The organism is Alteromonas sp. S167 (assembly GCF_036864375.1).
In the GTDB taxonomy this organism is placed as follows: Bacteria; Pseudomonadota; Gammaproteobacteria; order Enterobacterales; family Alteromonadaceae; genus Alteromonas.
This window is the reverse complement of record NZ_JAZETR010000001.1, coordinates 19,593-39,759: the sequence shown is the minus strand read 5'-3', so window position 1 is coordinate 39,759 and position 20,167 is coordinate 19,593. Positions and strand designations below refer to the sequence as shown.

Genomic DNA, 20,167 nt, shown 5'->3' with positions numbered 1-20,167 from the left:
ATTCTAGTGAAAGAGCACTACAAGCCCATAGTTTGCGCATAGGTTTGTTGAATAACCAACGCGTCTGCACTAGCTCGATGACGTTTTACACCTAATTTTGCTAGCTGCTGTGCTTTAACTTCGTGCCACACATTCATCTGCCCTTCCGACAAAATATATTCTAGGGCTCGGCAGGTAAAGGTCATTTCTACCTGTGCAGCTGCGAAAAGCTTTATTAACCATGGATTGTCTACCACCCACCCGTCGCTGTATACCAAAGTATTACCTAAAAACGCATTCAGTTCATTACACACGCTGATGGGCTCTGCCCCCCGAGCATGCAGCATTGCACGAGTAATTCCGTGGAGCACCTGTGCGTTCTTGTCCCAATGCATCCAAGAATCAAACGGCCTTATTAGCTTGCACCATTTTGCACCATCATAGCGCACAATGCCTATTTCTATCGGGTAGCTTTGTGCGCCAAACCCACTGGCTTCAACATCAATGATCGTTGGCAAGGTTTTTTGTTGCACCCTAACTCCAAGAGATAACTTATGTTCACAAACAGTAATAACGGTGGTCATGGACTACAGAGTTAACACTTCATAGGTAACTGTGTACCGCACATTTCACGCCATCTTCTACTGCTGACATACTCTTACCGTATGCATAGTTTATACTTAAGTATGAGAGAATCGTGCCAGTTCGGCCTTGCACAACTAATTATTGTTATCGCATGATAGGACAAAGGAGCTTGGCGCTATACTAAAGGAGTACGTAGGTAAACTAACAGAAATGCGTCAATGCTATACACTTACAGTGTTGTGTTATGGATAGCGGTTACTATGCGATTACGAATTTGTGTTTTATTGCTCTTTACGCTTTGTACAAGCCATAGCGTTTATTGTGCTCAACCTCCGCTTGTTATTGGTGTTGATGCTGACTTATCAGCGGTAGCCGTAGATGGCGGTGTAGCTATTTCTCGTGGAGTAGAACTTGCAGTTGAAGAAATAAATGCACAAGGAGGCGTGTTAGGCCGCCCGCTTAAACTGGTTACAAAAGACCACAGAGGCAACCCCGCAAGAGGTATACACAACTTAAAGCAATATAGCGAAAATCCTGACCTACTAGCAGTCGTAGGTGGCGTCCATACGCCAGTACTGTTAGCTGAAATAGACATAATTCACGAAAAAAACCTGCTAATGCTAGTGCCTTGGGCAGCAGGTACACCAATAGTAGACAACAACCATAACCCCAACAATGTATTTAGAGTATCGGTTCGAGACTCTGAAGCCGCAACCGTTTTAGTGGGTTATGCGAAAAAACGTGCCATAAAGCGTGTTGCATTAGTCTTAGAGCGAACTGGATGGGGGCGTTCAAATTTAGCCTCATTAACTGAATCAGTCTCGCAACAGGGCATAACAATTTCGTCAGTACATTGGATAAACTGGCAACAAACCGATTTTTCAGAAGACATTTCTTCCATAAAAGATGAAAGCGTTGATGCAATAATATTAGTCACTAACGTACCTGAAGGCGCAGTTGTCATGAATGAACTCGCAGCCCAGGGGATGACATCGACACCGGTTGTTTCACATTGGGGTATAGCATCGGGTGAATTTACCTCTCTTCTAGATAAGCCAATTGGTGAATTCGACATTTCAGTGCTTCAGACATTTCATTTTAATCATCAAAAAAACGAGAATGCTAAACAGTTACTGGCGTCGTATCAAAATAGGTATGGTGTAAACGACCCGCTTACTTTCAAGGGTGTGACGGGTTTAGCGCACGCATACGACCTTACTCATATGGTTGCGCAAGCGGCCAATGATGCAAATAGCGTTCAAGTAAGTGCAGTTCGCGAAAAATTAGAAACAATGGCCACTTTCGAGGGAGCTGTGAAACAATATTCTCCACCGTTTACAAAAGAAAGGCACGATGCGTTGTGGTCAAATGACTATTTTATGACTAAATTCAATGATAAAGGTCAATTGGTCACTACGGACGACCGTTAATGCAAAAAACGCCTCCAAGACTTAGGAAGCTATTACTTACAAATATGTTGCCGCGACTCATTGCGTTGGTCGTGGTGCTTTCTGTCACCTTGTTTGCAGCGGCGTTTCATTTTGTATCTCAGCAAACGCAAATTTTGCAACAGCAGTCAGTTGAAGACTTACAGCAAGACCTAAGCTATATAGTGGATGACACCACCCGCCAGTTAGCTGACCTTGCTGCCAACGATATCATCATTAATTCGCTAGTTGATATGGAACAACGCGGAAACTATTTACCCATGTTTTTCCGCTCACTTAACCTTACCCAAGCCCCTCACGTTGAATTTGCCTTATTCGATTTTGCGGGAAACCAAATCATTGACAAAAACTGGCAAGCCGAGCTGCCCGATAATTTAGAAAAAACATGGCGACAACTTACGTTAGGCGAGTCAGCAACGTTTTCATCTGTATCTAAACACGGTGTATTAATCAGTGTACCTGTATTACTTGGCGGTGTGGCTGAAGGTGCATTAGTGATGTATGTAGATAGCCTGCAATCGTTGCTAACTTCTTATCCTCGACTCACCAATCAGCTTGTTTCAGACTCACAAGGCCTTGTACTTTTCAGTAGTCAGCCAACGCTGATTGCCCCTAACACGTTATTGTCTGACTTCAATGATTCTGGTTACTCATTTGAAAGTGTGCCATGGCAAAACCTAACGCTATACAGTATTGAGCCAACCTTCGCAGCGTATAAAAGCGTTGCTTGGATTGGTGTTGTACTTGCCGTTATGATTATCGGCTTTGTGTTAATTATTTTGCACATGGTAAAAAAGACAGGCGCGCTGGCGGAAAATACACTGTCTAACTTATATAACGATATTAAACACAAAACCCGCGACGGTCAGCGTGCACTGCCTTTATCAGCTAGCGAAGAAGCACAAGAGCTGGCAGATATAAGAAACGCTTTTGACAAGCTTATGCATGAGCTCGCGGAAGCCTCGCTATCAAATGAACAATTTTCGAATGTTTTAGAATCGATGGGCGATATGCTGTTGGTAGTAGACAAGAACAATGCTGTCTTACTGTCGAACAAACGCTTCGATCAGTTTTGTGAAGATCAATATGGCGAGATGTCAGATATCGCTAGATTTATCGTTCAACGCTTATCTGAAGATACCTCTAACGAGCTTACCCACTTTTCTTTAGCCACGGGTAAAGATAGATTTATTCGCTGGACAAAGGCTTCGCTAAACGACTCATTTGGCGACAAACGTGGCACTATGTATATCGGAAGTGATGAGACAGAGCGGCGCTCACTTGAAAGCAACGTGCAAATACTGACACACGCGATGGATGAGGCTACGGTTTCCATTATCATTTCAGATATAACCCGAGTGGGTCAGCCAGTAATATACGTGAATAGTGCGTTTGAAGCGCTTACCGGCTACATCCGTGAAGAAATAATTGGGCATAACTGCAGAGCAATGCAGGGCAATTCAACAGACACTAAGTCGATAGATAAAGTAAGGCAAGCCATAGCTCGGCGCGAGCCCATAGACATAACACTACTAAACTACCGTAAAGACGGTAGTGAATTTTACAACAGATTAAACCTAACACCGGTTAAAACAAACGGCGAAGTGACTCACTACATAGGGTTCCAACAAGATGTCACACAACAGCGCCTTACCGAACAATATTTGCAGGACGCGCGAGAAAAAGCAGAAGAGTCTGCAAGGTTAAAATCTAGTTTTCTTGCTAGCATGAGCCATGAGATACGCACACCTATTCATGGTATTTCAGGCGTGCTGCAATTGTTAGCAGCATCGAAATTAGACGACGATCAGCGGCACTATTTATCGCTCGCAAAATTCAGTATTCAAGGCCTGCTTCATATCGTAAACGACATTTTAGACTTTTCTAAAATTGAAGCGGGTCAACTCCAAATTGAAAATGCACCGTTTGATATCGCAAAGTCTTTGCACGCCATAGAAAACCAATTTGCACTGTTGTGCGATGACAAAGGCTTAACCCTTCAATTTAATAACGAACTTAACAATACCAATGTTGTGTTAGGTGACGAAGTTCGCTTTGGGCAAATTCTTTCTAACCTTATCGGGAACGCCATTAAGTTTACCGACAGCGGCTCAATTGAAGTACACACCAAGTTAGAAAAGCAGCACAATAATGATATTCAAATTCACTGCAAGGTTATTGATACCGGTATTGGTATTGCTGAAGATAAACAGTCGACTATTTTTGATGTATTCACCCAAGAAGATTTATCTACTACGCGCGAATTCGGTGGTACTGGACTTGGTTTATCAATTTCAAAACAACTATGTGAATTAATGGGTGGCAGCATTTCACTTGAAAGTAAAAAAGGTGAAGGCAGTACATTTTATTTCACGGTAAATATGGAATATACCGAAGAAGCATTGATAGCCCCTATTTTATTAAGCGAGCAAAAACAAAGTAGCGAGACTAAAAAGCTGAAAATTTTGGTTGTCGAAGATAATGATATTAACCAAATTATTGTTAAACAGCATTTGTCGCAACATACCACACTGAGTGCAAAGTCAGGTGTGGAAGCACTAGAAGCGCTTAATAAAATGAAAGTTACATTTGATGTAATTTTAATGGATTGCCAAATGCCTCAAATGGACGGTTTTGAAGCCACCAAACGCATAAGAAAAGGGGAAGCCGGCGACAGGTACGTTGATGTACCTATCATTGCACTTACCGCAAATGCCATGAAAGGTGACAAAGAACGATGTGTTGATGCCGGAATGAATGATTATTTAAGTAAGCCCTTCGAGGTAGAAGACTTGCTTAAAAAGGTGGAATATTGGGCAAAGAACAAAATGTCCACCGAGCCCCATTTATAAGTTGTACTGATGTAGTGTATTTATGAACAAACGAGCGTTGTTATTATTGTGCGTATTAAGTCTTTTGCCCATAACGGGTAATTGCACAGACACTGTCCTTAAATACAACTTAGGTACCTCTGGCAGTTCGGTTCCTTATGAAAACGCTGTAGACGAAAATCGTGCCGGTATTTTAGTTGAAATTTTACCGCTAATTATGCAGCGCGCGGGTATTAAAACCGAAAAGGTTATGCTTTCAACTAAGCGCGCTATGATTGCGTTTAATACAGGTAAGCTAGACTTCGACTTTTTTAGCCAAAGTTGGCTACCGCCAGATGCTCCTGTTGGAAACTTTTCTTTTTCTGACGCCATATTAACAGTGAAAGAGTATTTCATTACTTTACCCGAAAACCAAGAAAAGTACGCCGACGTCAGTACTATTTACGGCAACCCTGTAGGTACGATTTCAGGATATGTTTACTTTGATGAAGACCAATTCGATCGCCTCGACTTTGATTCTGAAAGCTCGCTTTTACTCGCATTAGGCAGAAAAAGGATTGATGTAATGATTATGGAAGAAGCCTCTTCACGATACTGGTCATCTAAATATGGCATTGAGATAGCCATTGGCCCTATACACACGCAAGGTGAACTAGCATTGCGTGTGCATAATCGCCACAAAGATAAACTTCCTCGAATCAATGAAGCCATTGCTCATTTGAAAGCTACAGGACAAATTCAGGCAATACTAAAAAAATACAGCGACTTCTCGTTGTAATGTTCTGACGTCTAAACTTAGTTGTTACTGAATGGCCTAGCTAGCGGCCAGCGCACTGTTTGAATGAACAAACATACACACACAAAGAACATACCAAGCCAACCAATAAGCTTAAATGTTTCACCTATTAGCAATATCGCAAACAGCGTAGCCACTAGAGGTTCAATTAATGTTATTAGCGTAGCCCTGCTCGCCTCTACTGTTTTAAGGCCGTAGCCAAACAGCATATAGCCTAAAAACATAGGAATAATGGCCATATATACTGAAACCGCCGCATTCATTGGGGATGTAAACAACTGGTCGCCAGTAAAAAAAAGAGACGGCAATAGCAGTAAAGAGGCAGCACCAAAAAGTGAAGCCATGGCAGACTTGGAATTAACGCCATTGTTAATAAAGTATTTTGCTGCAAACGAGTAGCCCGCATACGTAAGTCCTGCGATTAACCCCAGCACAATTCCCCACACTCTTTCATTTTTGTAAGACGTTATACTAGAAAAAGCTATATTTGTTGAAGCCACACTAGGCGCTGAATTTAATAATTCACTTTTTCCCATGGATAAGAACACCACACCTGTTGCGCCAAAACAAAAGCTAATTACCCATGTCTTAGATACTGGCTTTTTCACAATGACAAACTCCAACACAGCAGCAAACAACGGCGCACTAGCAATTGACACTACGGTACCTATGGCAACACCCGAGAGCCGCATTGATGAGTAAAAGGCAAGTGGATAGATGCTCACGCACAGCGCACCAAGCAGAAAAACGATGGGGTTGCGCTTTAATAAATGAAGGTCGCGCATAAGCTGCTTGTAGGCAAACACACACAACAACACTCCTGCAGTGCCCATGGCGAACGCACCAATGGCTAAAGGGCTAATACTGGGCACAAATTGCGCGGCAGTGCCAGTAGAACCCCATAAGAAACTAGCAACAACAATAGCTAGCGCGCCAAGCTGTGGAATGTTATGCGTCTTGGCATTAGCTTTGATTAAAAAGGGGGAATGTTTGTGGATAGGTGTTTTATTCATACAGTAAATTCTTTATTCAGGCGCTTCACTGCTGCTGCGCTGTTTGTATTTTCCGACTATACAAGATGAGCGCGCAATGCACTTAACACCTAAGACGTCATTCTTTGCAGATTAGGCGAAGTTAAACTTAAAAGTATTTATTAGTACATTCCTTTCTCACTGCCTCCACAATTGAGCTTGGTGAAAAGAATGATTTAGCGTTGATTAAGTTAAATACACCGGTTACCAGTGTTTTACCCGCTAGGCTTTATCGTGAACGTGATGAGCTTAGTAAAACGGTTTGGTTTATTGGTAGCGGCGGCACAGGAACTGGTTTAACTGGAGAAACCGTTGGTTACAAGGAAAACAATGGCACCTTGAGAAAAGCACAAAACAAGGTTGATAAAGTTACGAAGTCAGATTTGCGGTTTATATTTGATAAAGGCGAGAAAGGCGTTGAGCTTGAGGGCGTTTCTGGCAACGGTGACAGTGGCGGACCTGCTTTTATTTTTCAAGATGATGAGTTTTACCTTCTTGGCGTAAGCTCAAGAGCAGACTCTTGGTTTAAAGACGTTGCCGAATATGGCGTGAAAGAGCTTTATACTAGGGTATCGGTGCACGCAGGCTGGGTTGATAGTGTAATAGCCGCTAACGAAACTCAGCGGGCTAAAATTAGCTCATTGGAGTCCTTTCTACAGCCAGGGATGACGCCGGAAAAAATGCCACAAATTTGTGCATCTATTGGTTTTATGCCCAACAGCACTTTGTAACCACAGACCTAACACACTGCTAAAATAATTATGATACAAAAAGTATTGATTTCATTATAAGCGACTACCTGCGGAGAGTTTTTCTACAGTTTGCATAATGGCTTGACCCATATCATCCAAACTTAATACACGCTTCGCAGCGCCTTTTTCAATGGCCACTTTCGGCATACCAAACACAATGCAACTCGCTTCATCTTGACAAAATGTCTCACATCCAGCGTTAAACAATTCCAGAAGTCCATTTGCACCGTCACTTCCCATTCCTGTTAATAAAACACCTATCGCATTGCTACCAGCGCTTTTACAAAGTGAGTTGAACAACACGTCAACAGAGGGTTTGTGACCCGATACACGGGGGCCATCACTAAGTCTGATGCGATAGTCAGCTCCACTCCTTTCAATTTCCATGTGCTTATCGCCCGGTGCCAAGTAAGCCTGACCGGGAAGTAAACGCTCGCCTCCTTTCGCTTCCTTTACCTGCATTTGACATACAGAGTCTAATCGCCGCGCATAAGTAGAGGTGAAGCCTGCTGGCATATGCTGAGTAATTACTGTTGCAGGAGCATTTGCGGGGAATGTTTGTAATACCTCTTTTATAGCTTCGGTGCCGCCTGTCGAGGCACCGATTGCGATAAGTTTTTCCGTACCTGAATAACTAACCTTATTAACCGATGAGACTTTAGCAGGTTTCGCTTTCTTTACTCTAGAACGGGCCGCCGTTCGAATTTTATCAACGATTAATTCGTGATATTCCGCCATACCTTGTGCTACACCAATTTTAGGCTTGGCAACAAAATCAATCGCACCTAACTCCAGTGAGCGTAAGGTCGCTTCTGCCCCTTTTTCTGTCAGAGTAGAAATCATTACTACTGGCGTTGGCTTGGCATTCATAAGTACTTCGAGAAAACGCAAGCCATCCACTTTCGGCATCTCAATATCTAGCGTTATGACATCGGGAGACTTCTCAAGCACCAGCTTTTTGGCCACAAACGCATCTGGTGCTGCACCAACCAGCGTCATATCTGACTCACTTTTAATGATTTCGCTCAGTATTTGGCGGATAAGCGCTGAGTCATCTACTACCAACACTTTTATTGTCATGACTACTCCTCAAATAAATCGATACTGCCGCTTGGCGCTTGATTTGATAATTCCCATCGATGCTGGCTTTCACGTTCAATAATCGTCGCATTATTAAGCTCGTAAATGCGCTTCATTAGCACATTACCGTTCCTTGGAAAGAAGTACACTTTTCGAGCATAAATATCACACAAGTCACTCGCAACGATTGGTATTCCCTCAATTTCAAGAAACTGCATCACAAATTCTGCATTGAACTTCCCCACATCGTTTTGCACAAAGGTAGGTACAACCTTCCCCCCGCCAAATACTTTTGCATTTAGCCGTTCTTTTTTTGCCCCCAGTTTAACTAGCTCATTGATAAGAATTTCCATGGCATGGACGCCATACTTGGCCGCCATCCCTTGAACTTGTTCAAATTCACCCGCCAATTTATTCACTGTGGGCAGCATAAAGTGATTCATCCCACCCACTCCCGCATGAGGGTCGAACAAACATGCGGCGACACAAGAGCCTAGTACCGTAACTAACATTTTGTCCTGAGACGTCGCAAAATACTGCCCAGGTAACAGTTTTACCGCTTCCCTAGAAAACCGCTTGTCATAATAATTTATGGGTAATTCAAAATTAGGGGTCGCCACAGTATCTCCTAGTCAACAGGACGATAAATAGTTTTCCCCACCGGTCTCACTAAATTTGTGTACATATTAAAGTTCTCAGAATGTCCGGCCATATATAACCCCGCAGGCTTTAGCATACCGATCATTTTCTTGAGCACTTTAAGCTGTGTGGGTTTATCAAAATAAATCATTACATTTCGACAAAATATAACGTCCAAAGGACCATTGATATCCCACTTGGCATCGGTAAGGTTCAGCTTTTTGAACTGCACCATATTTCGAAGCTCGTCGACCACTTTTACCTTTCCTTCGTTAGCACCTTTGCCTTTATGAAAGAACTGTTTCTGTCGGTATTGAGGTATTTTCGCTATCGAGGCTAAGGGGTAAACACCGGCTTTGGCCTTTGATAGCACTTTGCTATCTATGTCTGAGGCAATGATCTTGACCGGAGTTTTAAAGCTGCCGAAAGCCTCAGCCACTACCATCGCAATTGAATAGGGTTCCTCACCAGTAGAGCTGGCAGCGCACCATATATTGGTAACGTTATGCTGGCGTAAATAATCTGCCAGCGCAGTAAAGTGATGTGGCTCTCTAAAGAAGGAGGTTAAGTTCGTGGTTAGCGCATTAATAAATTGCTCTAATTCCGATTCAGATTTGTTAACTAAAGTAAGATACTCATTGAAGCTACGTAAATTACTAGCCCTTATTCTTCGCGCCAACCTGCTGTAGACCATTGCCTCTTTTGCATCAGATAAATTTATTCCTGCTTTTTTGAACAACATTTGCTGCACGTTTTTGAAGTCCGCCTTCTCAAAGGCGAACTCCCTTGTGCTTTCTCGTGTTGAAACCGTCGCAGTCATTAGAATGACTCCCACTCAGCATCGTCAGGCATAGCGGGGGTTAATACCTTTGTATCTGGTACTCGTTGCATTGTTGCTGCAGGTGCGCGCTGTGTTTGACGAAAGTCATTATGTGAAAGAGCTGCTACATGCTGCTGGTCTCTGTTTAGCCCCTTACCTACTTCAAAAACAGAAACCCTTTCATTTAGCTGTAATGATTGCTGTTTAAGGCTATCAGCTGCAGCTGCAGCCTCTTCTACCAGTGCGGCATTTTGCTGGGTCATTTCATCCATTTGAACTACGGCTTTACTAACTTCTTCGATACCAGAGGCTTGCTCGGCGGACGCCGCTGCGATTTCAGACATTATGTCATTGACTCGTTTAATTGACGTTACAACCTCGGCCATCGTTTCACCAGATTTCACCACTAGTTCGTTGCCGCTCGCGATTTTATTAACTGAGTCAGAAATAAGCTCTTTAATGTCTTTCGCAGCTTCGGCAGAGCGCTGAGCTAGGTTACGAACTTCAGAGGCAACTACTGCGAATCCTCGCCCTTGCTCACCAGCGCGTGCTGCTTCTACTGCGGCGTTTAACGCGAGTATATTGGTTTGAAAAGCAATGCCATCAATTACACCGATAATGTCTGATATTTCTTGAGCAGAGTCATTTATCTGTGTCATGGTATCCACAACTTCACTGATAACCTCACCACCTTGAGAAGCGATTTGACTTGCTTGCGCTGCAAGACCGTTGGCTTGCTCGGCATTCTCAGCGTTGAGCTTGACGGTTCCGGTTAGCTCTTCCATGCTCGACGCTGTTTCTTCAAGACTTGACGCTTGTTGCTCTGTACGGCTTGATAAGTCGGCGTTACCAGTCGCAATCTCGCCCGATGCAACGTTGATGGTTTCTACCGCTTCATTAATGCTGGTGATTGTACTGCACATTTCGTTAATAAATTGGTTTATTGCTTCGCCTAAGACAGCAAAATCTCCGTCTAATGCATGGTCGATATTAACGGTAAGATCGCCCTCTGTAAGCTTGGTCATTACATGCTTGATTTCCTCTACTGCTTGAGTTCGGCCTGTGATGTCAGTAGCAAATTTAACTACGCGGAAGGGCTTACCGTTGTGATCTAAAATTGGGTTATAAGTAGCTTGGATGAAAATTTCTTTGCCGTTTTTGCCCACTCTGCGGTACTCACCAGAAGAGTAGGTGCCGCTGCGTAATGCATCCCAAAAGGCAGCATACTCAGGGCTTGCGCGGTGAGCTGGGTCGACAAACATACTGTGATGCTTACCTTTAATTTCTTCTAAGGTGTAACCTACTGTATTTAGGAAATTTTCATTGGCATCTTGAATAATGCCGTCCATGTTAAATTCTATGACCGCTTGTGACTTACCAATGGCGGCTAACTGCCCTTTAAAATAAGCATTTTTAACCTTTTGTTCAGTAATGTTACTGGCGTATTTCACCACTTTTATAACATTACCACTCATATCTAAAATGGGGTTGTAGGTTGCCTGGATCCATACGTCAGACCCATCTTTGGCAATACGATGAAACTCCCCTGAATAGAATTGCCCTTCACCTAGCTTTTTCCAAAACGTTCGGTATTCTTCAGATTCACGCTCTTGTTTGGTAACAAAAATGCGGTGATGTTTACCCTGAATCTCGTCTAGTGCATAGCCCACTGTGGCTAAAAAGTTATCGTTAGCGGTCACGATATTGCCGTTAGGGTCGAACTCGATGACGGCTTGCGACTTACTGATAGCGTCTATCTGCCCCGTATTGAATGCATTTTGCAGTTTTTGTTCAGTGACATCGGATGCGTACTTCACCACTTTCTGGGGCTGACCGAACTCGTCAAAAATAGGGTTGTAAGACGCCTGGATCCAAAGCTCGCTACCGTCTTTTTTTACTCGCTTAAACTCGCCTGACTTAAACTCACCTTTTTTCAAGTCGCGCCAAAATGCCGAATATTCAGGGCTCATTTTGTAATTGGGCTCAACAAACATACTATGATGTTGACCTTGGATTTCACTTAAGTCATAGCCTGTAGTAGCACAAAAGTTTTCGTTAGCGTGTTGAATCACTCCATCTAAGTCAAACTCGATGACAGCTAACGATTTATCGATGGCGTTAATCTGACCTTCATAATCTGCGTTCTTACGCTTTTGCGATGTGATGTCGGTAGCAAATTTAACAACGCGTACAATCTTGCCTAATTTGTCATAGATAGGATTGTAAGAGGCTTGGATCCAAATTTTGTCACCATTTTTTGCTACGCGGCAGTACTCTCCGCTGCTGCGTTCACCATTTCTCAGCCCTTCCCAAAACTGATTGTATTCGTCAGACACGCCATAATCTGGCAGTACAAACAATCGATGATGCTTACCGACAATGTCCTCTTTTGAATAACCTGTTACTTTGAGAAAGTTATCGTTAGCATCTTCAACAATGCCATCTGGAGTAAACGAGATTATGGCTTGGCAACGGTCGAGCCCCTCCAGTAAGCCAGATTTATGCTGCAATTCTTGGTCGTTTATCCATTCCACCATAGTGCCAAGTTTTTCGCCCTCAACACTTTTAATTGTGGTGAGCCTTAATGTAAACAACAGGTTGTCGACCGGCAGTAAAAAGGTGTCGCTACTATTACAGGTGCTATACCGCTGGCTTAATTCTCTACTACTAGCAAAAAAGCCTGCAATTGAGGTGCCGGTCAATTCTTCAAAATTAAGATTGGGAAGCGCGCTAGAAAACTGTTCGCTGTGCTCTTGCGCTAGCTGTCTAAATGCTTTATTGGCAAAGGTTATCGTTCCCGATGCGTCCACTAGCATCAAACACGCCGTACTCTCGCTCAGCGCCTGCTCTTGAAAACGAGAAAGGCTTTGAGCAGCCACCAACTCTTCATTATGAAATATATTAAAAACACCCATAGCATCACCTATCATATTTGTAGCGCTAGTTGTTTGAAGCGCTGAATAAACCCGCAACTTATAAAAAAGGCGAATTCCCTTTTGAAGAATTCGCCTTTAGTTAACTAGAAAGACTCCCACTCATCATTGTTCGGTACTTTAGGAGCTAGCTTTTTATTTGTATTTAACATGGCCACTGGAGCCACTTTTTTTTCTTTCACCACATGATGCTCTTTTTGAGGGAGCGCCTCAGTGATAGTTGCTCTGTCGCCGATATTAAAGCTCGACACACGTTCAGTCAGATTCCCGGCCTGCTGTTGTAAGCTTTCAGCCGCCGCTGCTGCTTCTTCTACCAGTGCTGCATTTTGCTGTGTCATTTCATCCATCTGCACCACCGCTTTGCTCACTTCTTCAATACCTGAAGCTTGTTCCGAACTCGCGGCAGCAATTTCCGACATGATGTCATTAACTCGTTTAATAGACGTCACCACCTCTTCCATAGTCTCGCCAGACTGATTGACAAGTTTATTGCCCCCGTCAATTTTGCTTACCGAGTCTGATATAAGCTCTTTTATCTCTTTTGCCGCTTCAGCAGAGCGCTGGGCTAAGCTTCTTACTTCTGACGCCACCACCGCAAAGCCACGGCCCTGCTCGCCTGCTCTAGCTGCCTCAACAGCGGCATTCAAGGCTAGTATATTGGTTTGGAATGCAATGCCGTCGATCACACCGATAATGTCTGAGATCTCTTGAGCTGACTCGTTGATTGAAGACATGGTGTCAACCACCTGGCGGATGAGCTCACCGCCGCGCGACGCGATTTCACAACTTTGCGATGCTAAACTGTTAGCTTGTTCCGCGTTTTCAGCGTTAAGTTTTACCGTACCGGTAAGCTCTTCCATACTCGACGCTGTTTCTTCAAGGCTTGATGCCTGCTGTTCAGTGCGACTTGAAAGGTCAGAGTTTCCTGTAGCTATTTCAGATGAAGCAGTATTAATGGTCTCTACCGCTTGGTAGATGGAGCCAATAGTGCCAGACATCTCGCCGACGAACTGATTTATAGCATCGCCCAATACTTGGAATTCGCCTTCAAATTGTTCATCAAGTTCAGCAGTTAAGTCACCACCAGATAAGCGGGTCATCACATCACTGATAGAACCGATAATACGGCGCATATCGTCAATAAAGCGGTTGATTGACGTGCCGAGCTCTTTAAACTCGCCGTCGAATTCATGCTCGATGCGGCAGTCCAAATTCCCTTGAACCAATTCATTCATTGCCGTTTTGATATCGCTTATAGCTTGCTTCCTACCCGTGATATCAATGGCATATTTCACTACGCGATGGGTTCTGCCGTTTTGATCCAAAATAGGGTTATATGATGCTTGGATCCAAATTTCCTTACCACCTTTGCCCACGCGCTTAAACTCATCAGTAAACAGTACGCCTTGACGTAGCTGCTCCCAAAACTGGCTATATTCAACGCTACGCTTGTATTCATCTTCAACGAACATGCTGTGATGTTTGCCAACAATTTCGTCTAAGCTGTAGCCAACCGTGTTGGTGAAGTTTTCGTTGGCGTTAAGAATTTTTCCGTCAAGGTCAAATTCAATAACCGCCTGAGCTTTATTTATTGCTTCAATTTGCCCTTCGAAATAAGCGTTACGTAATTTAGATGCAGTAATGTCAGTGGCAAACTTCACTACGCGAATAACCTTGCCATCACCATCAAATACCGGGTTGTAGGTCGCTTGAATCCAAACCTCTTTACCCATTTTGTCCAAACGGCAAAATTCTCCATTTTGCGCCTTACCCGCTTTGAGATCGCGCCAAAATTGTGCGTATTCCTCCGTGCGAATGTACTGGTTATCACAGAACATTTTATGATGATTGCCTACAATTTCGTTAAGGCTATAGCCAAGCGCATTTAGGAAGTTGTCGTTTGCGTTTTGGATTACACCGTCTGCATTAAACTCGATCACCGCTTGAGCGTCGTTTAATACATTAAGCATGGTACTTTTGATAAGTAGCTCAGACTGATCAACCCATTCAACCATAGTGCCTATGTTTTGATTGTCTTGGTCGAAAAAAGGCGTTAGCGTGAGCTTAAAGTTCAAGTCGCCTATGCTTATTGTAGAAGTCATTGTCGATTTTAGTTCAGCTAAGATATTGCGCTGATGTGACGGATTACGATGAAATTGGTCGATGTTCTGACCTTCCAAATTATCAGCAGAAAAACTGGGAAGAACAGCCTGAAGTTTTTTTTCATTTTCTTTAAGCAGTGTTTTTACCGACTGATTGGCGTAAATAATATTTCTTTCTGCATCAGCCATCATGATGCAACATGTTGTTGCATCAAGCGCCTGTTTGTTTCTCAATGCTTGATTTACGTCCGTTGCCTTCGTGAAGTCCTCTAACCACGTCATGATTCCCATTGTCTTCAGCCCTCAACCACTTGTGTTTTTGTTTCAACTAAGCCCAACTCGTTACTAGTAATTAAGCTCTCAATATTCACTAGAATCACCATGTGCTCTTCGACATCTGCTAACCCGTGAAGGTATTTACTATCAAACGCCACACCGAACTCTGGTGGTGGCAACATGTCTTCTTCGGATAGGCGAATTACGTCAGACACCCCGTCAACGACAATGCCAACGATACGATCGTGAACGTTTAGCATGATGACGATAGTAAAGTCGTTGTAGGTGGCTTCGCCCACGTTGAACTTAATGCGCAGATCCACGATGGGCACAATGTCGCCACGCAAATTAATCACACCTTTAATAAAGCTTGGTGCGTTAGCTATCTTGGTGACTTGCTCATAGCCGCGAATTTCTTTCACCGTCGTGATATCTAGGGCGTAGTGTTCATTGCCCAACACGAAACTTAAAAACTCACTCTCTTTCGACGCACTTACGGCTTGCTGTAGGGCTGCTTCGCTCATAGTGAAACCTCTTCATTCGGAATAGTGGTACAATTTGCCGCTACCGAGTCGGCATCTAAAATCATGGCGACCTTGCCATCCCCCATAATGGTGGCGCCTGCAATCCCTGCGACCTTTTTGTAGTGTTGTTCTAAGCTTTTGATCACTACCTGCTGCTGACCTACTAAAGAGTCCACCAACACGCCGTAGCGCTTTTTACTGCTTTCCAGAAGCACCACTATGCCTTGAGTTGGTTCAGTAATGCCGTCATCAACTTGCATAAGTTGAGTAAGCGACACTAAAGGCCAATATTGATCTCTAATCCAAAGCACTTTGTCATTGCCAAGTGTTTTTACTTGAGAAGCGGTAGGCTGAAAGGATTCGATAACATTAAGCAGCGGAATAACAAAAATTTGGTCACCCACCGAGACACACATGCCGTCTACAATGGCAAGCGTAAGGGGTAAGTGGATGTAAAAGGCTGAACCCTCTCCCTGTGACGATTCTATTTCGATGCGCCCGCCAATCGATTCTATGTTTCTGCGAACCACATCCATACCTACGCCACGGCCTGATACATCGGTAACCTCTGCTGCGGTAGAAAAACCCGCTTGGAATATAAGCTGCCAAATTTCACTGTCTGGCATGTCGGGCGTAACCGCCAACCCGTTTTGTGTGGCTTTCTCTAGAATACGAGCTTTGTTTAAGCCTGCCCCATCGTCAATAATGCCGATAATAATGCTGCTGCCTTTCTGCTCTGCACTTAAAATAACTGTACCGTTTTCAGACTTACCCGCTTCAAGGCGCTTTTCAGGGCTTTCGATACCGTGGTCAATACTGTTTCTAACTAAATGAGTAAGTGGATCGACTAATTTTTCGATAAGGCTCTTGTCAATTTCAGTGTTGCCACCTTGAATAACTAAGTCGACTTTCTTACCTAGCTTTGACGACAGGTCGCGCACTACTCGAGGGAAACGATTAAACGTCATATTCACCGGCAGCATACGCATGGACATCACCGACTCTTGAATTTCACGAGTATTGCGCTGCAGCTCATCGATAGCCAACTGAAGGCGTTCACCCACCTGCCCTTCAACTTCTTGACCCACGTTAGAAAGCATAGACTGTGTGATAACGAGCTCACCGACTAGGTTAACCATTGCATCAATTTTGGTTGTGTCTACGCGGATTGATGCGGCTTCTTTTGCTGCCGCCTTTGGCTGAGTTTTTACCGGTTTCACTATCGGCTGTTTAGGGGCTGCTGGCTGGGTGCTCTCTGTTTTTACGGGAAGGTTTTCTGGTTCGAAGAAACCGAAACCTTCATCGACCTTACTGGTGTCACGTTTTTTTTCTGCGTCACTTGTTGCCTTGGTAGGAGTCGCTTCGTCGTCGAAGAGCCCAAAACCTTCTATGTCGTCTGCGCTCTTTTCACTTTGCACTTGCGCTTCGGTCTCTTCTTCATCAAAGAAACCAAAACCCTCAATTTCGTTGGTTTCATCTTCTGCGTTTTGTTCGGGAGAGTCATGAGCACCTGCCACCACCTGCCCTGATGCATTCGCAAGCGTTTCTTCAAGTACTTTAATACTGGCATCTATTTGCTCTTGAGGCAGTTCGGTTTGCTCTTTATAAGCTGTTAGGGTGTCTTTAAGTACATCGAGAGTTTGCAGAAAAATATCGACAATATCAGACGTAACCTGAATTTCTTGGTTACGCGCTTTGTCGAGTAGGTTTTCCATGACATGGGTAAGGTTCATTAACGCATCGAAGCCGAAGATACCGCTGCCGCCTTTTATGGAATGCGCTGCCCTAAAGATACTGTTCAACTCTTCGGGGTCGGGAGCATCGACGTCCAAGGTCATGAGCAACTGCTCCATGTCTTGGAGGTGTTCATCACTCTCATCAAAAAACACACCGTGAAACTGGTTTACATCAATGGTCATGATTAACTCCCACTCGCCCAATTAAAACCAACGTTTAATTAACCCAAAACTCGCTTCATTACATCCAGCAGCTTATTTGGGTCAAAGGGTTTCACCATCCATCCGGTGGCTCCGGCGGCTTTTCCCTTTGCTTTCATGTCATCACCGGCTTCCGTTGTTAGCATAACTATTGGTGTAGAACGAAAGTTGGCCAGCCCTCGTAAAGACTTAATGAGCGTGAGGCCGTCCATGCGAGGCATGTTTTGATCGGTAAGTACAAAATCGAAACTAGCACTTTGGCACTTATCCAATGCATCTTGTCCATCTTGGGCAGTCGTTACATTGTAATTTGCTGACTTTAGCGTCATTTCAACCATTTGGCGTATAGACACAGAGTCATCAACAATCAGTATGCTTTTACTCATAATTCAACCACCTTTGTTTCATCAACGTTGCTTTTACATTGCTTTGAAAATAAATTTCTTGATGCTAAAAAAGCTCGACATCACCCGCGTCCATTGAAGTAGCAGATACCGGATTGTGGTCCGCTTGTCCTTTTTCAGTTAACGAGACTTGGTAATTCTTAAGGCTTTCTCTTACTTGGCTAGCGCCTTCAGTACTTAACAATGAAAGCTGCTCAACCACAAAATCGATTGTTTCGCGGGTGTAATTAAGATTTTGTCCGTTAATATCGCCAAATTGTAAACCTCGAATGGCCGCTGCAGTTGAGTCTGCCAACTGTTGCCTGATAGCTTCGAGTTCGCTTGCTCCCCGAATATCGGACTCTGCTTTTTTAATGATGCCTCTAAGCTGTTCGCTTATTTCATCTTTCGCGTTGACTACGTGAGAGATGTCCTGTGACGCAACAACTTCCGCTGTTTCCGTTAGTTTGTCGATAAGCGACTTAATATTTTCTATTTGGGTTTTTATCACATCGCTAAACTGCGTAGAGCGGGTTGATAGCGCACGCACTTCATCAGCAACAACTGCGAATCCTCGACCTGCCTCTCCAGCGCGAGCAGCCTCGATGGCAGCGTTCAGTGCCAAAAGGTTAGTTTGAGAAGAAATATCATCAATCCCGCTTAAAGCTTCGATAACAGTAGGCATTGCCTCTTGAATGGTTTGCACCTGGTTTTCCAAGGCTTGTGTAGACTTGGTCATTTCTTTTGTTGAATCAATAAACTGCGTAAGCGTAGCATCAGTGTCAGAAGCAAATGAACGCATTTTGTCGGCATAAGCACCGTCGCTGCTGTCGTCATCTTTCAGCAAATTATTAATGCTTATCTCTTGCTGACCTAACAAACCTTGGAGTGATATGAAGGACTCGCTCAGTGTAGAAACCGCATCGTTTTGCGTAGAAAAAACATCCATAATATTTGATGAAGTAACCGATAAAATATTATTTGCTTCAGCTACTGCAGACTCTACCGAGCCTTGGTCTTTCAAAGCCCCATTTGAAGATGGGTGGTTTTCAACGCTATGTTCGTTAACGTTAGTATCAACAGCGTTTTCACTAGACGCTTTTGATAAAGCAAACAGCAAAAACAGCACACAAACCGAACTGATAGCAAGACTGATCTGAGCAGTTGACGTGAAAGATAAGATCCAACTCACCAGCATAATAAAAAACGAAACAACGAATGCACTGCTCTTGCTGAACAAAAAATTATTAAAGCCTTTCGCTGTTAGTAATGACACAAGACCACCTTATCTGCCGCTATCGTATTAACGTCCAATTAACAACCAACTTCAGTATGGTCTAATTTTCACCTCCGACAATTATACTTTTGAATACATTAAGCACTTTGGTGACATTTGTGACACAAAGTTAATTTTTTACCAAAAAGGAAAGACATTTAATATTGTTCGCCAGTCTTTTTTCAGTATTTATATGGGATGTAGCTTTACGGAAAAATTCGATGCTTTTAGCGGTGATTTGCATTAATGATGACGTTATAGCAGCGGTAATGAAGCTACTTTCCAACGCTTCATTACCATCCATTTTGTGTGGTCTGAGTATATGGAGTTAGCTTTTAAGCGAGTATTTTATTTAAAAATAATAGGAAGGATGGAGTTGGCCGATAAGCCGGGTTCTGTCGTGGGCAACCATTCCTCTAGATCAGCAATCGCTCACTGATTCAAGCAACCTACCCGATCCCCATGCGGGCCACACGTTGAGGGATCCTATTTGGTCTTGCTCCGGGTGGAGTTTACCTTGCCACACTCTGTTACCAGAGGTGCGGTGCGCTCTTACCGCACCCTTTCACCCTTACCGGCATGTAAACATGCTTAGGCGGTATTCTCTCTGCTGCACTTGTCGTCGGCTCGCGCCGCCCAGACGTTATCTGGCACCCTGCCCTTTGGAGCCCGGACTTTCCTCCCCTTTCTTACGAAAGCGGCGATTGCCTGGCCAACTCCGCGGCGCATTCTACATGAAGTAGTTAGTAATAGCGACAAGCATAAACACCTGCAG

15 protein-coding genes and 1 other RNA gene are annotated in these 20,167 nt (G+C 43.8%); 4 read left to right on the top strand and 12 right to left on the bottom strand.

The genetic code is table 11. The annotated features are described in order from the left end of the window. Positions 1-17 precede the first annotated feature (17 nt). Complete coding sequence (locus V7R35_RS00155; protein ID WP_334012484.1) at positions 18-512, bottom strand: 3'-5' exonuclease; 495 nt, start codon at positions 510-512, stop codon at positions 18-20. 312 nt (positions 513-824) lie between these two features. Between V7R35_RS00155 and V7R35_RS00150 the strand changes: the two genes are divergently transcribed. Genes V7R35_RS00150 through V7R35_RS00140 form a run of 3 tightly spaced genes read left to right on the top strand, consistent with a single transcriptional unit; the run spans position 825 to position 5,621 of the window. Beyond that, positions 825-1,994 (top strand): ABC transporter substrate-binding protein, encoded by a 1,170-nt coding sequence (locus V7R35_RS00150; protein ID WP_334012482.1) that lies wholly within the window; start codon positions 825-827, stop codon positions 1,992-1,994. Then, positions 1,994-4,864, top strand: coding sequence for an ATP-binding protein (locus tag V7R35_RS00145; RefSeq protein ID WP_334012480.1), 2,871 nt, complete (start codon positions 1,994-1,996; stop codon positions 4,862-4,864). Before V7R35_RS00150 ends, V7R35_RS00145 begins: the two co-directional genes overlap by 1 nt. Positions 4,865-4,886: 22 nt before the next feature. Next, positions 4,887-5,621 carry a substrate-binding periplasmic protein gene (locus tag V7R35_RS00140; RefSeq protein WP_334012478.1) on the top strand — a complete coding sequence of 245 codons (735 nt, stop codon included), beginning with the start codon at positions 4,887-4,889 and terminating at the stop codon, positions 5,619-5,621. 17 nt (positions 5,622-5,638) lie between these two features. Here the strand turns inward: V7R35_RS00140 and V7R35_RS00135 are convergent, their stop codons facing one another. Next, positions 5,639-6,652 (bottom strand): DMT family transporter, encoded by a 1,014-nt coding sequence (locus V7R35_RS00135; protein ID WP_334012477.1) that lies wholly within the window; start codon positions 6,650-6,652, stop codon positions 5,639-5,641. Between the two features lie 170 nt (positions 6,653-6,822). On the opposite strand from V7R35_RS00135, the gene V7R35_RS00130 reads away from it, so the two are divergent. Next, the gene (locus V7R35_RS00130) at positions 6,823-7,401 is read left to right on the top strand and encodes a trypsin-like serine protease (RefSeq protein ID WP_334013243.1); all 579 of its coding nucleotides are present in this window, start codon (positions 6,823-6,825) and stop codon (positions 7,399-7,401) included. Positions 7,402-7,455: 54 nt separating this feature from the next. Here the strand turns inward: V7R35_RS00130 and V7R35_RS00125 are convergent, their stop codons facing one another. The 10 genes from V7R35_RS00125 to rnpB all read right to left on the bottom strand — a co-directional run bounded on the left by V7R35_RS00125 (position 7,456) and on the right by rnpB (position 20,112). Continuing rightward, positions 7,456-8,502, bottom strand: coding sequence for a protein-glutamate methylesterase/protein-glutamine glutaminase (locus V7R35_RS00125; RefSeq protein ID WP_334012475.1), 1,047 nt, complete (start codon positions 8,500-8,502; stop codon positions 7,456-7,458). A 2-nt stretch (positions 8,503-8,504) separates the two neighbouring features. Beyond that, positions 8,505-9,122, bottom strand: a complete 618-nt coding sequence (cheD, locus tag V7R35_RS00120; protein WP_334012473.1) for a chemoreceptor glutamine deamidase CheD — start codon at positions 9,120-9,122, stop codon at positions 8,505-8,507. 8 nt (positions 9,123-9,130) lie between these two features. After that, the gene (locus V7R35_RS00115) at positions 9,131-9,961 is read right to left on the bottom strand and encodes a CheR family methyltransferase (RefSeq protein WP_334012472.1); all 831 of its coding nucleotides are present in this window, start codon (positions 9,959-9,961) and stop codon (positions 9,131-9,133) included. Continuing rightward, a complete protein-coding gene (locus V7R35_RS00110; RefSeq protein ID WP_334012470.1) occupies positions 9,961-12,876 on the bottom strand; it encodes a methyl-accepting chemotaxis protein in 2,916 nt (971 codons plus the stop codon). Before V7R35_RS00110 ends, V7R35_RS00115 begins: the two co-directional genes overlap by 1 nt. Positions 12,877-12,980: 104 nt before the next feature. Beyond that, positions 12,981-15,287 carry a methyl-accepting chemotaxis protein gene (locus V7R35_RS00105; RefSeq protein ID WP_334012468.1) on the bottom strand — a complete coding sequence of 769 codons (2,307 nt, stop codon included), beginning with the start codon at positions 15,285-15,287 and terminating at the stop codon, positions 12,981-12,983. A 5-nt stretch (positions 15,288-15,292) separates the two neighbouring features. After that, the gene (locus V7R35_RS00100) at positions 15,293-15,796 is read right to left on the bottom strand and encodes a chemotaxis protein CheW (protein ID WP_334012467.1); all 504 of its coding nucleotides are present in this window, start codon (positions 15,794-15,796) and stop codon (positions 15,293-15,295) included. Further along, the gene (locus V7R35_RS00095; RefSeq protein ID WP_334012466.1) at positions 15,793-17,715 is read right to left on the bottom strand and encodes a chemotaxis protein CheA; all 1,923 of its coding nucleotides are present in this window, start codon (positions 17,713-17,715) and stop codon (positions 15,793-15,795) included. Before V7R35_RS00095 ends, V7R35_RS00100 begins: the two co-directional genes overlap by 4 nt. 38 nt (positions 17,716-17,753) lie before the next feature. Then, on the bottom strand, positions 17,754-18,119 hold the full coding sequence (locus V7R35_RS00090; protein WP_334012464.1) for a response regulator: 366 nt from the start codon (positions 18,117-18,119) through the stop codon (positions 17,754-17,756). Positions 18,120-18,183: 64 nt separating this feature from the next. After that, complete coding sequence (locus V7R35_RS00085) at positions 18,184-19,314, bottom strand: methyl-accepting chemotaxis protein (RefSeq protein ID WP_438823442.1); 1,131 nt, start codon at positions 19,312-19,314, stop codon at positions 18,184-18,186. A 446-nt stretch (positions 19,315-19,760) separates the two neighbouring features. Next, an RNA gene (gene rnpB / locus V7R35_RS00080) (RNase P RNA component class A) lies at positions 19,761-20,112 on the bottom strand. Between the last annotated feature and the right edge of the window lie 55 nt (positions 20,113-20,167).

Coding starts and splice junctions, on each gene's coding strand:
- V7R35_RS00085 (WP_438823442.1), bottom strand. CDS start 19,314: ATGCTGGTGAGTTGGATCTTATCTTTCACGTCAACTGCTCAGATCAGT.
- V7R35_RS00110 (WP_334012470.1), bottom strand. CDS start 12,876: ATGGGTGTTTTTAATATATTTCATAATGAAGAGTTGGTGGCTGCTCAA.
- V7R35_RS00135 (WP_334012477.1), bottom strand. CDS start 6,652: ATGAATAAAACACCTATCCACAAACATTCCCCCTTTTTAATCAAAGCT.
- V7R35_RS00125 (WP_334012475.1), bottom strand. CDS start 8,502: ATGACAATAAAAGTGTTGGTAGTAGATGACTCAGCGCTTATCCGCCAA.
- V7R35_RS00115 (WP_334012472.1), bottom strand. CDS start 9,961: ATGACTGCGACGGTTTCAACACGAGAAAGCACAAGGGAGTTCGCCTTT.
- V7R35_RS00100 (WP_334012467.1), bottom strand. CDS start 15,796: ATGAGCGAAGCAGCCCTACAGCAAGCCGTAAGTGCGTCGAAAGAGAGT.
- V7R35_RS00105 (WP_334012468.1), bottom strand. CDS start 15,287: ATGGGAATCATGACGTGGTTAGAGGACTTCACGAAGGCAACGGACGTA.
- V7R35_RS00150 (WP_334012482.1), top strand. CDS start 825: ATGCGATTACGAATTTGTGTTTTATTGCTCTTTACGCTTTGTACAAGC.
- V7R35_RS00145 (WP_334012480.1), top strand. CDS start 1,994: ATGCAAAAAACGCCTCCAAGACTTAGGAAGCTATTACTTACAAATATG.
- V7R35_RS00140 (WP_334012478.1), top strand. CDS start 4,887: ATGAACAAACGAGCGTTGTTATTATTGTGCGTATTAAGTCTTTTGCCC.
- V7R35_RS00090 (WP_334012464.1), bottom strand. CDS start 18,119: ATGAGTAAAAGCATACTGATTGTTGATGACTCTGTGTCTATACGCCAA.
- V7R35_RS00095 (WP_334012466.1), bottom strand. CDS start 17,715: ATGACCATTGATGTAAACCAGTTTCACGGTGTGTTTTTTGATGAGAGT.